This window comes from Peribacillus frigoritolerans, from assembly GCF_001636405.1.
GTDB lineage: Bacteria > Bacillota > Bacilli > Bacillales > DSM-1321 > Peribacillus > Peribacillus frigoritolerans.
Genome location: NZ_KV440950.1, coordinates 4,799,568 through 4,814,852 on the forward strand (window position 1 = coordinate 4,799,568; position 15,285 = coordinate 4,814,852).

The following is a 15,285-nucleotide window of genomic DNA, read 5'->3' on the forward strand; positions in this document are numbered from 1 at the left end:
TCTTTCAGCAATGGCATCTCATGAAAAAAAGTGAATGTACAAAAGGTGCCCGCAACGTAGTTGGGAACACCTTTTCATTCTTAAGCCTTTCCACTTGTATTGAACTCTGCCATTTTTCTCTTCACGACGGTGATGATAGCTTCTCTCGCTGGTGTGATGATGGAGCGAGGCTCATATAATTTTCCTTCAACGGCCATTACTTCCCGAATGGTTTTTGCCCACACTTGTATGCTCTCGGTATTGACATTTATTTTAGCGTGTCCAAGTTCAATTGCTTTTTTGATTTGGTGTAGCGGTATACCAGAGCCTCCATGTAAGACGAGAGGCACATTCGTCATGTTCAAAATTAATTCCATTTCCTCAAAACCGAGTTTAGGTTCTCCTTGATATGGCCCATGAACGGAACCCAAAGCAGCCGCTAGTGCATCAATTCCCGTTTCTTTTACAATCCTCGCGCAATCATGGGGATCTGCATATTGAATACCGCCGACAAGGCCATCTTCCGTCCCACCGACTGTCCCCACTTCCGCCTCAACGGAAACGCCAATGTGTTGGGCATAGTCGACAACCATTTTGGTAATTTCAATATTTACATCTATTGGATGATGGGAGCCATCGATCATGACTGATGTAAAACCCGCATCTATCGCTTTCTTGCAGCGTTCCACATCCATTCCATGATCAAGATGAAGGGCAACCGGAACCGTAATGTCCATTTCTTCCATAAGGCTTTTTACCATAGCAACAATCGTTTTAAATCCGCCAAGATAATCAACAAGCCTGTCCGATGCCGCAAGTATGATCGGCGCTCGTTCCTCAGTGGCAGCCTGTAAAAACGACTGGACGAATTCCAGACCATTAATATTATATTGACCCACAGCATACCTTTCTGCTTTTGCTTTTAAAAGCATCTCACTCATTGCTACTAAAGGCATTATTCCATCACCCCCTTATTTCCGAGATTATTAAGATCCACTCATACATTCTGTAGTGCAAAGTATTTCGAAATGACTTGAATTGTCGTTTCTTTTGCAGTCTTAATGGCTTCTTCAGCATCAAGTTCATAATATTCTGGACGGAACAATTCCACAGAGGCGACGTCAGAATAACCAATTCCCTTCAAGATGGATAATATGCTATCTAAATCTATGGCACCATGTCCAGGCCATACCCGGTCTTCATCCGTCAAAAAGCCAATCGGAAAATCCTCTGTATCATCAATGTGTAAAATGAAGATTTTCTGCCCATCCGCTTTCTTCAAGTCTTCCAAACTGGAACCCATGGCATGGAAGTGAAAACAGTCCAGTACCAAACCAACATTATCACGGTTGACTGTTTCAACGATATCGTATGCCTGACCGAATGTATTCACAGTACATTGCGGATGCCCGACAAATTCCACTGCAATTTTAACGCCAAACGGTTCAGCGATCTCGGAAAGTTCAGCCAATACTTCCACACAGCTGTTTTTAATATCTTCTTTCAATATTTTCGCTTCCGTTACAAGCGGAACCGCCACCACATATTTCACACCCAATTTCTCCGCCATGTTCATCATATTCTTAAATTCGGCTATTATCGCCTTACGGCCGTCTTCATCGCGATTATTAAAGAATACGAGCGCGTTGAAGGCCAGTGGCTTAATATGATTTGCATTAAAAAATTCGGCCAGTTCTTCAATTGTGTGTTTTTCCAAATACTCAGGCAATTTATCCATGGTACGGATTTCGATATAATCGTAACCGTGTTTTTCACAGTGTTTGAGATCTTTGACCAAGTTGGAATTTTCAAGTGTGGTCGCTTGGTTGAAACAAAGTTTCATTCTGTCAGCCTCCAATTCTTTCTGCTAAACCCAATCCGTCTCTCATTTTTTGAAGCATAAGCTTACTTGACCAGTCTGCTTTGTCGATCCAAGCAAATACTGCATTTGTCGCGATGCCGTCAAAATTCATTTCTTTCAGTTTTTTGAAGATCGTATCAAAGTCAACTTCGGCTTCGCCGATGTTCAAATGCTGATGGACGGTTGCCTCGACACCTGGAGGATTGACGATATAACGGAGTCCGTTGGACGCTTTATGATTGAATGTATCAGCAAACAAGACATGTTGCAGGCGATCCCCGGCAGAATCGAACATAGGGGCAATATCTCCTTTGCCATCATCATAGAAAAATGTATGTGCTGTTGAATATACAAGGTTGATCCATGGGCGATCAAGGGCACGGATCATATCCATAGCTCCCTCATGCGTTTCGATGAAATCGAATGGGTGTGCCTGCAAATTAAGTTTAACGCCTTCCCTTTCAAATACCGGAAGGAGTTCATCCATTGATTTAATGAATTTTTCTTCACAGATAACTTCATTGAATTTAGATCCGTTAAATTCACTATTCATCAAGTCAACATCCAATTCCACTGCCACTTCAATGGCGCGTTTCCAATTACGGACTGCGGCCTGGCGCCGTTCCTCATCAGGACCGGCCCAGTAGTAAAGCGGAAGCAAGGAGGATATCTTCACACCTGCGTCGCTGCACCAGCGTTTCAAATTTTTAATCTGTTCCTTATCCACTTTAGGATATTTATAGAATGGACAAAAATCTTCCCTCGGTGACAGTTCGATATATTCATAGCCTAGTTCAGCTGTTTTATCGACCATTTCTTTTAATGATAAATTGGCATACATCGTAGGATCCAAAGCTAGTTTCATTGGTCTTTCCCCCTATAATTTATTTTTTCGTTTCAATGCATAATTACGTTCACTGTACTTTTTCCGGTATAAAAAACGGGCTTCTCTTCAAGGTCAACGGATTCTTTCTGTCCGGACTCCTGTGCTTTTACACAAGCATCAGCTGTTACAGCAGCAATGTATCCATCCCATGAAGTCGGACCATTCGGCTGACCTGTCTTTATAATGGAATCTATGAAATCCTGTATTTCTATGTCATATGCATCCATAAAACGGTCTTTCCAATCTACCAAGATATCCGTGCTCCGTTTAGCGCCTTTCCTTGTCACAATGCTCGCTGGTTCAGGGAGATATGCAACACCATCCTCACCAATGACTTCACATTGGATATCATAGCCATATTTACAATTCACGAATACTTCAGCTTGAATGACAATCCCACTCTTCGTTTCCATTATGATGAGTTGGGGATCTTTTAAGTTAGCATGCGCGCGGCTTGCTTTCTTCGGGTAAATGACTTGAACTGATTTGTAATCATCGCTGATTAACCAATGCAATACATCAATCTCATGAATCAATGTATCAACGACCGCCATTTCCGTCGTATATGTTCCATCCACTTCTGGGTTGCGGTGTACACAGCGGACCATGAGCGGCTCGCCAATTTCATTTCTATCAATGGCTTGTTTCAGTTGTACGTAACCGCTATCATAACGTCGCATAAAGCCAACTTGCACCAAACGCTTCCCGTGTTTCATTTCCGCCTCGGCAATTCTCCTGCAGCCTTCTGCCGTTGTTGCCAGTGGCTTTTCACAGAATACATATTTGCCAGCTTCAATCGCATTCAATACATTTTGCTCATGTGCAGGGCCCCAACTTGTAACAAGCACAGCATCGACATTTTCCGAGTTTACCAGTGATTGGTCATCCGGATATACAAGTGCCTCAAGTCCATATTGTTTCACGACCTGCTTTGCCGCCTCTTCATTCACATCGGTTACAGCCACAATTTTCCCTCCGGATAATTTGTCTGTAATTCTTTTAATATGCTCCCGGCCGATGGCACCCGTTCCTATTACACCAAAATTTAATGTCATGATCATTTTCCTCCTTTTATGCATATCTGGTTCATTACTCTATAACTCTTAAATTATTTTTGTCATTTCCTTTGCAGGTTCTTTTCCATGATTGCGGAAGTTTTGTTCAAGCTGTTCAAGTGTAAGTCCTCTCGTTTCCGGTAAACATTTTTTCACGAAGGTGATAGCCATGATGCCTAGAGCGAAAAAGATATAGAATGTGGTAGACAATCCGACTTTATCTAGTAAAATCGGGAATGTTAAGCCGATAAGAAAGTTCACGATCCAAAGGAAAAATACGGTGACACCCATACCGAGCCCACGTACTTGAAGCGGGAAGATCTCTGAAAGCATCAACCAGGTAACCGGTGAAATGGCCCCCTGCTGAAAGGCAAGGAAAGTGACAGTCAAGGACAAAATGATATAGGGAAGGGCAGCCGTCCCTTCAAGAAGGGAAGATAAGACGCCAATCAATAGCAATGTGGTCGTAGTACCTATCAAACCGGTTAAGAGCATTGGACGGCGCCCGATTTTACCAAGCAGCCAAATACCTAAAAATGTTGCCAAAACGGAAATGATACCGTTTGCAATATTCCCGATCAAAGCAGCTTTTGTCTCAAACCCTGCATCTTTTAAAATTTGGGTACCATAGTACATGATAGAATTAACGCCCGTTATTTGCTGAACGATGGCAATCCCGATTCCAAGAAAGACGATTCTCCGTATCCATGGGACGGTCAAATCTTTATATGTCGCTTTTTTAACATGGTTCTCCTCATCGAATGTCGCTTTGATTCCCTGAAATTCCGATTCAGCCTCATCCATTTTACGTATTCTTTTCAAAACCTTCAGGGCCTCTTCACTTTTGTTCTTGGACACAAGCCACCTTGGACTTTCAGGCAACCTGATCATGCCAAAGAAAAGAAGTATGGCTGGAAGTGATGCAATGGCCAGCATGTAACGCCAAACATGTGAACTGTCACCCATCGTTGTCCCAAGTATTGCGTTGAAGATGAATGCAAGCAGCTGTCCGCTAACAATCATTAATTCATTTTGGGTGACGATCCGGCCTCGTCGTTCAGCAGGAGACATTTCCGCCAAATAAGTAGGAACGGTTACTGATGCCCCGCCTACCGCAAGCCCGAGTAGAAAACGGCAGATAATCATGACCGTAACATTCGGTGCAAACGTGCATCCAATGGTGGAAAGGAAAAAAAGTATCGAAAGAAAAAGAATGTTTTTTCGGCGGCCCGCATAATCCGAAAGCCTTCCTCCCAGAAACGCTCCAAGTGCCGCGCCTAAAAGAAGTGAACTGGCAACAAGTCCTTGCGTAAGTGAATTGAGGTTAAGTTGATCCGCTTCGGACATGAACGGCAAGGCACCATTAATGACACCTGTATCATATCCGAACAAAAGACCGCCTAACGTCGAGATAATAATAATCTTGCGTAAGAATGCCATTTGATTTCCATCATTATTCAAATTAATCACTTCTTTCCCGTTTTTAATCTTGAACTAGGAGCAGCCTTTCATTTATATACTTGCGAGCGATTAATGCGTATTCCAATGGATGGGCAACGGAAGGATCTTGTTCCGCCTCTACTACAATCCAGCCTTTATAATGATTTTCCAGTAATGTATGGTAAGCTTCTACAAAGTCAATGCAGCCGTCACCAGGCACCGTGAACATGCCGGCTAAAAAAGATTCTTGAAATGATTTTCCAACTTTTCTGCACTGCTCCAGCACGCTATGCCTCACATCCTTGAAATGAACGTGCCCAATGCGGTCGATATGCTTTTGCAGAAGTGACATGCAATCGTTATCCGATACATAAATATGTCCAGTATCATATAACAGTTGCACTTTCTTTTCGGTATTTTCCATAAGGCGGTCAATTTCACTCAGTGTCTGGACGCCCGTCCCCATGTGGTGGTGATACACCAGTTTTAAGTTGTAAAGTCCTGCAATATCCCCTAACCGATTCAGGCCCGTACACAATATTCCCCATTCTTCATCAGTAAAGCGGGGCTTTTCCTTAAATACATCGTACCTTTCGCCTTGGATACTGTAAGTCTGTTCGGATACTACCGCTACATCTCCATCGACAGCCTGTAAATATTTGCAGTGTTCATGGAAATCCTGTTCTGCTTTGTCGATGCCATCACGGATGATGAAACTGCTGAACCACTGACCGGCTATTTTTAAGTTCCGAAGCTTCAGCTCTTTATTCAGGACCTCCGGTTCCGGGAAGAAACCTCCTACTTCGGTCCCCTGAAATCCCGCCACGACAATATCGCTTAAAAGGTGGGATAAGGTGTTTTCAGCTCCGATTTCCGGTATGTCATCATTACGCCAGCCAATTGGGGCAATCCCCCACGAAATCTCCTGCATTTTCCGACTTCCCCCTTTTAATATTGTTTGGCCATTTTTAATTTTTCTTGTCTCGCTTCATATGCCCTTTGTATACTTTTCCGTTCAGAGACCTCTGCCACGCCAACATTCCACCAGGAGTCATACCCATCCGTCATCGTTTTCGGCAGAACCTTCATTTCTATTAATGTAGATGCCGACTGTTTCTTTGCATCCTCCAATGCAGCTTTCAGCTCATCGACAGTATTGGCCCGATAAGTTTTGGCTCCATACCCTTCGGCCACTTTTGCGTAATCAATATTCATGATTTGGTTATCATGTGTTCTGAACTCACAGCAATATGTTCCGCTGCCATTCTCCATTTGCAGATTATTGATGCAGCCAAATCCAGAATTATCAAACAATAAAATGTTGATTTTATGATTATATTGAATGGCTGTAATCAATTCCGAATGGAGCATCAGAAAACTGCCGTCCCCTACCATTGCATAGACTTCCCGGTCTGGATGGGCAAGCTTGGCTCCTAAAGTTCCTGCAATTTCGTACCCCATGCAGGAGAATCCATATTCAAGATGGTACGTGTTTGGCACGCTTGAATGCCAGAGGCGCTGCAAGTCACCCGGAAGTGATCCGGCTGAACCGACCACCACACTTTCCTGATCGACCGTATCGTTTATTGCGATCATCGCAGTGGATTGTGCCAATTCAGTTTTTAATGCATCCGAGTATTCATTCAAGACTTGCTGTGAAAACTGGCTTTTGATTTCAGGCATGAAATTTTCACGGCTGAAAGTGACTTGACTTAAACGGGTCCGTTCGGAAAGCCACTCCTCCTTCCAATCTCCAAGCATCTCCCCATATTCGGTTTCATAGCCTACTAGTAACGCTTCAAGGTTCTCAAGCGCCACTTTTGCATCAGCGACGACCTGAAATCCATCTAATTTATAGGTTTGAAGGCGGCTGACGTTAATGTTCAAGAACTTTGTCCTTTCAAAATCAAATGCAGTTTTGGAAGACGTCGTAAAGTCCGTATAGCGGGTCCCGACACCAATTACGAGATCTGCCTGGCGGGCAGCCTTATTGGCAGCCATCGTACCGAGAATGCCGACACCGCCCAAATTCTTAGGAAAAGATGATTCCACCGTCGATTTACCTGCCTGTGTTTCCACAAGAGGAATGTTATGCTTTTCTGCCAGCTTCATCAAAATATCCCGAGCCCCGGAATATCTTGCTCCGCCACCGACGATGATGATCGGCTTCTTACTTGCTCTAATTCTCTCGGCAGCTCCTTGCAGTTCACGTTCTACCGGAACTTTCCGATCTAAATAATGGACGCGTTTTTCAAAAAAATGTTCATCGAAATCGAATGCTTCCCCTTCTACGTCCTGTGAGATGCATATCGTCGCTGGCCCGGCTTTCCCGGGATCGGTCATGACCTCGAAGGCCCGGATCAGACTGGACATGAGCTGCTCAGGGCGAGTGACGCGATCCCAATATCTTGATACTGCCAGAAAAGCGTCATTAGTTGTGATCGCCGTACTATGCTCATGCTCAAGTTGCTGAAGAACCGGATCCGGCTGACGTGTCGCAAATGTATCAGCAGGAAGTAAGAGGACAGGAATATTGTTGGCGAGTGCCGTCCCCGCTGCCGCTATCAAGTTTGCCGAGCCTGGCCCGGCAGATGTAGTGACGGCATAAATTTTCCTTCTTAGCATTTCCCGGCTGTAGGCAATTGCAGCGTGTGCCATCCCTTGCTCATTCTTTCCTTGAATCACTTTCAAGTGGCCAGCGTCCTGTTCGAGTGCCTGACCGATACCAACTACATTCCCATGGCCGAATACATTAAATATCCCTTCTACAAACGGAGACTCTTCACCATCAACATGAATGTACTGCTGATTTAAAAACTTGATCAAAGCCTGGGCTGTAGTCAACCTCACTGTTCCCATCTTCTGTTCACCCCTCTATGTAGATAAATTCCTTACACGCGTTCAGCAATCAAATCCTCTATTTCTTCTGCAACAGGCATCGCCTCAGATGAACTGTGCTTGCTTACAACTATGGAAGCGGAAGCACTGCCAAACTTCAAAGCGCTTTCAATCCCTTTGCCGCGAACTAACGCATATAAGAAAGCGGAAGCATATGAATCCCCTGCGCCGAATGTTTTCAATACTTTCGTCTTATAGGACTTCGCTTTAAATACATCTCCTGATTTGGCATAGGCATATGAACCCTCGACGCCGTGTTTGATGACGACCAGGTCTGCGGAATGTTCAAACAAGTAACGGACGGTCCTTTCATTCGTACCTTTTTCCGTATTTTCCATTACATCATATTCATCACGTGTGCCAATCAAAATGTCTGATTGCTCTGCGACTAACGAATAGTAAACGGAGGTTTCTTCAATGGAATTCCATGTATAGGGACGGTAATCCAATTCAAATATGACTTTTACATCATTTCTTTTCGCAAGGCTGACGGCTTTTAAAACCGCCTCACGTGATGGACTTTTTGCTAAAGCCGTTCCTGAAACCAATAGAATCTTTGATTTTTTGATATATTCTTCATGCACTTCCGAAGGTGCTAAATGAAGGTCGGCTACATCATCCCGATACATCAGGATACTGCATTCTTCAGGACTTTTAATTTCCGTGAAGGCCAGTCCCGTTTTATGCCCTTCTTGATCGATTACCATATTCGATGTATCAACACCTGCCCCACGCATATAACTCTCGATGAAACGGCCGTGCTGATCATCCGCAAGCTTACCGATGAATCCGACTTTCAAGCCTAATTTTGCACTTCCGATGGCAACATTGGCAGGTGAACCGCCCACGTATTTTGTGAATGTCATGGTCTCTTCCATCGGACGGTTATATTCATTGGCATTCAAGTCGATGCAGGCACGGCCAATGGCAATCAAGTCAAATTCCTTATCGATATTAAATGTATAGTTCATCCGGTTAACAGCTCCTTTTCCTTTAACGATTCAGGATCCACTCGTGATCGGGATCATTGAAAAATTTCCATGTCCTTGTCGGACCGGCCATAACATTCAAATAATAGGATTCATAACCGTCAGGTACGCCTACCGGATGATAACCGGCCGGTACAAGTACGACATCGCCGTTTTCAACCGACATGGTCTCATCAATCGAACGGTCATCTGTATATACTCGCTGAAAAACGAATCCTTGAGGCGGGTTCATTTCATGATAATAGGACTCTTCCAATAACGACTCATTTGGTAAGTTATCCTGATCATGTTTATGCGGAGGATAGCTCGACCAGTTTCCACTTTCTGTATATACTTCAACCACCAGAAGGCTATTCGCATACGGAGCTGAATCCGGTAATATATTATGCACCATCCGCTTATTGCTCAAAATGCCCCTATGTTCCACGTCAACATCCCCCGCTTTAATCCATTTAGTCGGAAGTTGCTTATCAGAAGGCGAATAACACAGCGCCACTCTGGCCTTGGTTATCGCTTCCAATTTGAAACCTCTATCATTTGACACGTAAATGCTATCAGTCGGCACTTTATCAAATACACTATCGCGTGTGCCTAAATCATGGTATACATTTTCGCCAACAGCCACATTGATTTTTCCCGTAAGAGCGACAATGCAGCATTCCGTTTTATTCAACAATTCCGTATACTCAGCACAAGGAGCCAACTCCACTATTTTGAATTCAACAAATTCTAAAGGAGAATTTCCTTTCGTTACTGCTTGAACGACTGTAACACCTTCAGCGACCTCTTTTTTTACCGGTTTTTGAAGCAGTTTACTCATATGTACCTCCTTAGTTTTCAAAAAATCCGGCCCGTATCCAAACGGGCCATCTTGCAATGTATTTTTCATTCACTTATTTCACGTAGCGTGCAGTCACCATTTTTTTACGTGTATAGAACTCAACGCCGTCGGTTCCATTCGCATGAAGATCACCATAAAATGAATCTTTATATCCAGAGAATGGGAAGAATGCCATCGGTGCAGGAACACCCACGTTTATGCCCAGCATTCCGGCGTGGATCGTTTCACGGAATTGGCGTACATCAGCAGCACTGTCCGTATATAAGCAAGCCCCGTTTGCCAGTGCTGAAGCATTGGCAATCTCAACGGCCTCCGTTAAATCTTTAGCACGGACAACGGAGAGCACTGGTGCAAAAATTTCATCTTGCCAGATTTTCATTTCCTGTGTCACATGATCAAAAATCGTAGCTCCGAGGTAATATCCATTGCGGCTTGCTGCCTCGTCTTTACGGCCATCCCTTACTAGGGTCGCGCCCTGAGCTATACCTGATTCGATGTAATCAATAGTCCTCTTCTTAGCTCCTTCCCGGATCACAGGTCCTAGAAAAACGCCGTCATCCAGACCATTCCCGATCGTAATGGCATCAGCTGCCTGTTTCAATTTTTCAACTAGCTCATCCGCTACACTTTCTTCTACGACAACAACCGCAGCGGCCATGCAACGCTCACCGGCCGACCCAAAAGCCGCACTTGTTATTTCCTTGGCAGTCATATCAAGATTGGCATCTTTCAAGACAATCGAGTGATTCTTCGCTCCCGCAAGAGCCTGGACGCGCTTCAAGTTAGCCGTGCCAGTTTTATACACATATTCTGCCACTGGCTGTGAACCGACGAAGGAGATAGCTTTCACATCTTCATGCTCCAGAAGCCCATTAACCACGTCATGTGCTCCATTTACGATGTTCAGTACACCTTTTGGAAGACCTGCTTCCTCAAACAGTTCCACAATGCGTGCTGCAAGCAAAGGTGTACGTTCAGATGGCTTTAACACGAATGTATTGCCACATGCAATCGCAAGCGGGAACATCCAGCAAGGAACCATCATTGGAAAGTTAAAAGGGGTAATACCGCCGATTACACCAATTGGGTAACGGTACATACCCGATTCAATGTTTGTCGCGATATCCGGAAGCTGTTTTCCCATCATCAGCGTAGGTGCACCCGCCGCAAACTCGACGCACTCAATGCCACGCTGTACTTCACCCATCGATTCCGTTAAGCTTTTACCATTTTCGATAGTGACCAGTTTAGCAAGTTCTTTCCAATTTTCCACTAGAAGCTGTTGATATTTGAACAATATGCGAGCCCGTTTCGGGACAGCAACCTGCGACCATTTTTTAAATGCCTCATTCGCCACTTGGACCGCACGATCCACATCTTCCTTAGTGGAAAGTGGCACCTCGGCAATTGCCTCACCAGTTGCAGGGTTGAATACAATTTCCGTTTCCTTTGAAGCGGACTCAATCCACTTCCCATTTATATAGTTTTTTAATTTTTTCACCTCATGTGTTACTGAAGACATGTTTTTTCCTCCTTAAAATAAAGTATTTTGTTAGATCATCAAGCCAGTATAACCATCGCTGTCAATGAAATCGATTTCATTTGACAATGGAAGAAATCCTTCCATGTTTTTCCTAGGATTAATCAATAAATTTTCTAGCTCAATCCTAATATTCAAGAATATATTCTGCGAATGAAATCGATTTCATTTATTTCAGGGGTCCACCTTAAGAAAAAGTAAGGACCAATCCACTCCCCCTTAATTTATAGCCTGTACATAACCTTGATTCGGGATGAAATCGATTTCATTTACTTTATAAGGAAATACTACAATGAAAAATTTTCCCTGTAAACACTTTTTTTGTATTTTTTGAAATATTCTCTCTTCTTCACGTTTCAAAAAATTGATAAATATGGGAATATGCTGAATTATTTAATAAAAAAACATCTTCAGCGGTTTTAAAAACTGACCAATACTTTATTGATATCGTTAGTGGTATTTAGATATATTAATATTCCTAAACTCAATTGACTTTATCATAGGAATTCCAGCTAACAATAATATCCCTAGTTTTTCATATAAACTTTTCAGACTACCTTCCTGCTCCCCTTTTCTTTATATTTCCATGAATGTCTCCATTTCAATGAAAATAAATGATATTTTACTATATCAACAGACTTGGAGTTACATAACCTATCCCGAGATTTCATCAATAAAAAGAGGCACCCATAATGGGAGCCTGAATTTTAGTGAAGGTAAGCTATTATATGTGAATGTTAACCATTCCGTATCCTTATGCTAACAAGATGATTGAGAAATGGGATATTCCACCCAGTTACTTATTTGTACGGAATTTAAAACAGGCTAGTTTAAGGTCAGTTATTTCACTGCCTTTTTAATGGCCTTCACTTCATATAATGATCCTTCCGAACTGACGATATATTCAGGCTTTGGTTTCCCTAGGTTTGCTTTATGGCCTGCGATATGGGCTTCACTCTTTTCCCACTGCTTCCAATGCGCCTCCGACTCCCAATTGATCATAATGATGACCTCTTCATCCCCGCGTCGCACTTTTTTCACCATTACACTTAAATCGATGAACCCTTCCTGCTTTTCTATGATCCCTTCCCCGCTGAACCGTTTTACTACCTGTTCTGCATTACCTTCTTTTACCACCATTTTTCTCATCTGAACGAACAATATGAACAACTCCAATCGATATACTTGTATTTTAATAATTTTATTCGATAACGATTCTCATTGTCAATTAATGAGACTTTTACTTAAGTGCACTACTTAAGACTCAGATTCCCAAAAACAAAATAAAAAATGGATCAGGAAGTTTTGCATATCTTCCTGATCCATTTTTTATTGTCACTCACCTTTTATCTTTAAGACTTTTGGGAACATAGTCATTCAGTTTGTTAAATAAAGAAGTAATGTAGGAGCTGAGTTCGAATCGATCCTCCTGAACAAATTCAACTAAAGACACTCCATTCTTTTTCATAACTTTTTCCCCCTTTTAGTTTTTATCCCGGTGCATGAACTTTTCAGCAACTAATACCTGTGAATCCCGCCATTAGCGCACTTACACGCTTCTCTCCATCGTTTCTTTATTTGATTATACAAGAAAGCGCTTACAATGTAAAATATTATAATACTATAGATTGCTATTTACTTAGTATGTTCCAGGTAAATGAAGTTTTCTCTTCAGCATATTTATGGTTATCAGCTGTGCTGGCTTTTCAGTGTACATTCCATATCATAACTACTTGTCTTGTTCACAGAGAATAAAATTTCAGGAAATGCCCTTCAATATTTCAGTTAGACGCAGGAACTCTTCCTTATCACGATTTCTTAATGAGTCATCGATTTCTTTTTCGATTTGGGCTTTCCGGTAATCACTAAGGGCCTTTTTTAAAACCATTTCAGCCATCTCTTCAGGTTCAAGCGATGTTCCTGGCAATTGCTTCTCCATACGAAACCAACTCCTTAACCTTTTTTCTATTATACTAAATAACTTGGAGATTATTATTATTTATTAAAATCTTATCCTTTCCTCTTTTTCATTTTTCATTTCCTTATCCACATGATTTCCACTTTGTCACTCTTCTATACACAAATATTTCTAAATATTCGGATTTCTAATCAGTAACACATTTTCTTTTTATTCACTTAGTCATTTTACCCGGGAAAATCGGATCGTTTATTTCCATTACTTTAGAATTAATTATATACCATTACAGGTGAAGGGAGCTAAGTTATTCGCTTCATTTTTTCAGAAAAGTCAGAAATATATTGACCGGTATGGATAAGCCCTCTAAAATAATCTAAATAATCCAGTTTTTTACTTATATTCATTTACCATCAATTTTGTTCATTTCGGCTTTACTTATTGTTGAAAACAATATTGATGAAAAACTTAGTATTAAAGGAGCATTTATCATGAAAAAAAGTCGAGTTCTTTTCGCTAGTTTAGCGGGTTCCGTCATTGAGTGGTACGATTTCTATTTATACGGGACAGCAACGGGCCTGGTTTTTACGACGCTATTCTTTCCCAATCATGATCCAGCGATTTCACTTCTTCTTGCCTTTGTCACATTCGGGGCTGGTTACGCGGCCCGTCCAATCGGCAGCATCCTGTTCGGTCATATGGGTGATCGCATCGGACGGAAGGCAGCACTCATGTTCACCCTTATTGGTATGGGAGGGAGTTCAATGCTAATCGGTGTTCTGCCCACTTATGCCCAGGTTGGGTTGGCCGCCCCCGCCATCTTGGTGGTGCTGAGGTTGATTCAAGGAATTTCCTTGGGAGGTGAATGGGGCGGAGCCATCCTATTGGCAACGGAATCTGCTCCTAAAGGTGTCCGTGGGTTATATGGATCCATTCCCCAACTAGGAGTCCCCATCGGCTTGGTTGCCGGTTCGTTCAGCCTTACCCTTATCAGTTCCTTGACAACAGATGCCCAATTTTTATCTTGGGGTTGGCGGATTCCATTCCTTTTAAGCGGTGTACTGATCGGATTGGCAATTTGGGTAAGGAGTGGCATTGAAGAAACGCCGGAATTTAAAGCACAGAAAGATAGCGGCGATCTCGCGAAAGTTCCCATTATTGAAACGTTGAAACACGATTGGAGAAGTGTGCTGCAAGTGATCGGACTAAAAATTGGGGACGGCTTCTTCAATGTATTCATCATGTCCTATGTTCTCGTCTTTACTACACTGTATTTTGGTTATTCCCAAGATTCAGCTCTTACCGGTTTAACGATTGGCTGCGCTACAATGCTGATTACCATTCCTGTCATTGGTTACATTTCAGATTTCATCGATCGAAAAATCATCTATTTTGGGGGCCTGACTCTCCTTTTCGTCTTGGCAATCCCATATTTCACGATGATTGGGCGTGGGGTTGGCTGGTTCTACATGATGCAGGCAGTTGTACTCGGCGTCATCTGGGGAGCCATTTTTTCCACACAAGGGACATTATTCTCGGAGCTCTTTCCAGCCAAGGTCCGTTATACAGGATTATCCGTCGGTTATCAGGTCGCGGCGGCCATTGCAGGTTTCGGTCCGCTCATCTGGACCGCCATGGCGGAATCATATGGCCCATCCCCTTTGGTATTTGGCGGGTTCATGATGGCAGGTCTCGCGATTTCCCTGGCGCTTTGTATATTATCCCCGCATTTCAGCAGAAGGAAAGAAAAGGATCAAACACTCAAACCACATGAGCTGGATTTGAACTGATTCTAAAATCTCTGGCATGAGTAATAACAGAGGCTGCACGTCCTATCACTCGGACAAGCGGCCTCTGTTTTTTTTACAATGCATATACCAC

The 15,285-nt window shown here is 42.8% G+C and carries 13 protein-coding genes; 1 reads left to right on the top strand and 12 read right to left on the bottom strand.

Features of this window, described 5'->3' with window-relative positions; genetic code table 11:
* Positions 1-80 precede the first annotated feature (80 nt).
* The 12 genes from fba to A6755_RS22655 form a co-directional block, all read right to left on the bottom strand.
* The gene (fba, locus tag A6755_RS22600) at positions 81-935 is read right to left on the bottom strand and encodes a class II fructose-1,6-bisphosphate aldolase (protein ID WP_063592033.1); all 855 of its coding nucleotides are present in this window, start codon (positions 933-935) and stop codon (positions 81-83) included.
* 41 nt (positions 936-976) lie between these two features.
* Entirely contained in the window at positions 977-1,822 is an 846-nt protein-coding gene (iolI, locus tag A6755_RS22605; RefSeq protein ID WP_063577281.1) for a 2-keto-myo-inositol isomerase, read from the bottom strand.
* A gap of 4 nt (positions 1,823-1,826) precedes the next feature.
* Positions 1,827-2,705: a sugar phosphate isomerase/epimerase family protein gene (locus tag A6755_RS22610; protein WP_053533868.1), complete on the bottom strand. Its 879-nt coding sequence runs from the start codon at positions 2,703-2,705 to the stop codon at positions 1,827-1,829.
* 32 nt (positions 2,706-2,737) lie between these two features.
* On the bottom strand, positions 2,738-3,781 hold the full coding sequence (gene iolG / locus A6755_RS22615) for a bifunctional inositol 2-dehydrogenase/D-chiro-inositol 1-dehydrogenase (RefSeq protein WP_063592034.1): 1,044 nt from the start codon (positions 3,779-3,781) through the stop codon (positions 2,738-2,740).
* A gap of 48 nt (positions 3,782-3,829) precedes the next feature.
* A complete protein-coding gene (locus A6755_RS22620) occupies positions 3,830-5,242 on the bottom strand; it encodes a sugar porter family MFS transporter (RefSeq protein ID WP_063592035.1) in 1,413 nt (470 codons plus the stop codon).
* A 22-nt stretch (positions 5,243-5,264) separates the two neighbouring features.
* Positions 5,265-6,152, bottom strand: coding sequence for a myo-inosose-2 dehydratase (gene iolE, locus A6755_RS22625; RefSeq protein ID WP_063592036.1), 888 nt, complete (start codon positions 6,150-6,152; stop codon positions 5,265-5,267).
* A 17-nt stretch (positions 6,153-6,169) separates the two neighbouring features.
* On the bottom strand, positions 6,170-8,080 hold the full coding sequence (iolD, locus tag A6755_RS22630; RefSeq protein ID WP_063577285.1) for a 3D-(3,5/4)-trihydroxycyclohexane-1,2-dione acylhydrolase (decyclizing): 1,911 nt from the start codon (positions 8,078-8,080) through the stop codon (positions 6,170-6,172).
* A gap of 32 nt (positions 8,081-8,112) precedes the next feature.
* Complete coding sequence (iolC, locus tag A6755_RS22635; RefSeq protein ID WP_063592037.1) at positions 8,113-9,090, bottom strand: 5-dehydro-2-deoxygluconokinase; 978 nt, start codon at positions 9,088-9,090, stop codon at positions 8,113-8,115.
* 22 nt (positions 9,091-9,112) lie between these two features.
* Positions 9,113-9,928, bottom strand: a complete 816-nt coding sequence (gene iolB, locus A6755_RS22640) for a 5-deoxy-glucuronate isomerase (RefSeq protein WP_063577287.1) — start codon at positions 9,926-9,928, stop codon at positions 9,113-9,115.
* Positions 9,929-10,001: 73 nt separating this feature from the next.
* Positions 10,002-11,471, bottom strand: coding sequence for a CoA-acylating methylmalonate-semialdehyde dehydrogenase (locus A6755_RS22645; RefSeq protein WP_063592038.1), 1,470 nt, complete (start codon positions 11,469-11,471; stop codon positions 10,002-10,004).
* An 858-nt stretch (positions 11,472-12,329) separates the two neighbouring features.
* Positions 12,330-12,650: an antibiotic biosynthesis monooxygenase family protein gene (locus tag A6755_RS22650; RefSeq protein ID WP_053533860.1), complete on the bottom strand. Its 321-nt coding sequence runs from the start codon at positions 12,648-12,650 to the stop codon at positions 12,330-12,332.
* A 598-nt stretch (positions 12,651-13,248) separates the two neighbouring features.
* Complete coding sequence (locus A6755_RS22655) at positions 13,249-13,428, bottom strand: IDEAL domain-containing protein (RefSeq protein ID WP_034315231.1); 180 nt, start codon at positions 13,426-13,428, stop codon at positions 13,249-13,251.
* Between the two features lie 467 nt (positions 13,429-13,895).
* Between A6755_RS22655 and A6755_RS22660 the strand changes: the two genes are divergently transcribed.
* Complete coding sequence (locus A6755_RS22660) at positions 13,896-15,194, top strand: MFS transporter (protein WP_034315234.1); 1,299 nt, start codon at positions 13,896-13,898, stop codon at positions 15,192-15,194.
* Positions 15,195-15,285: the final 91 nt, after the last annotated feature.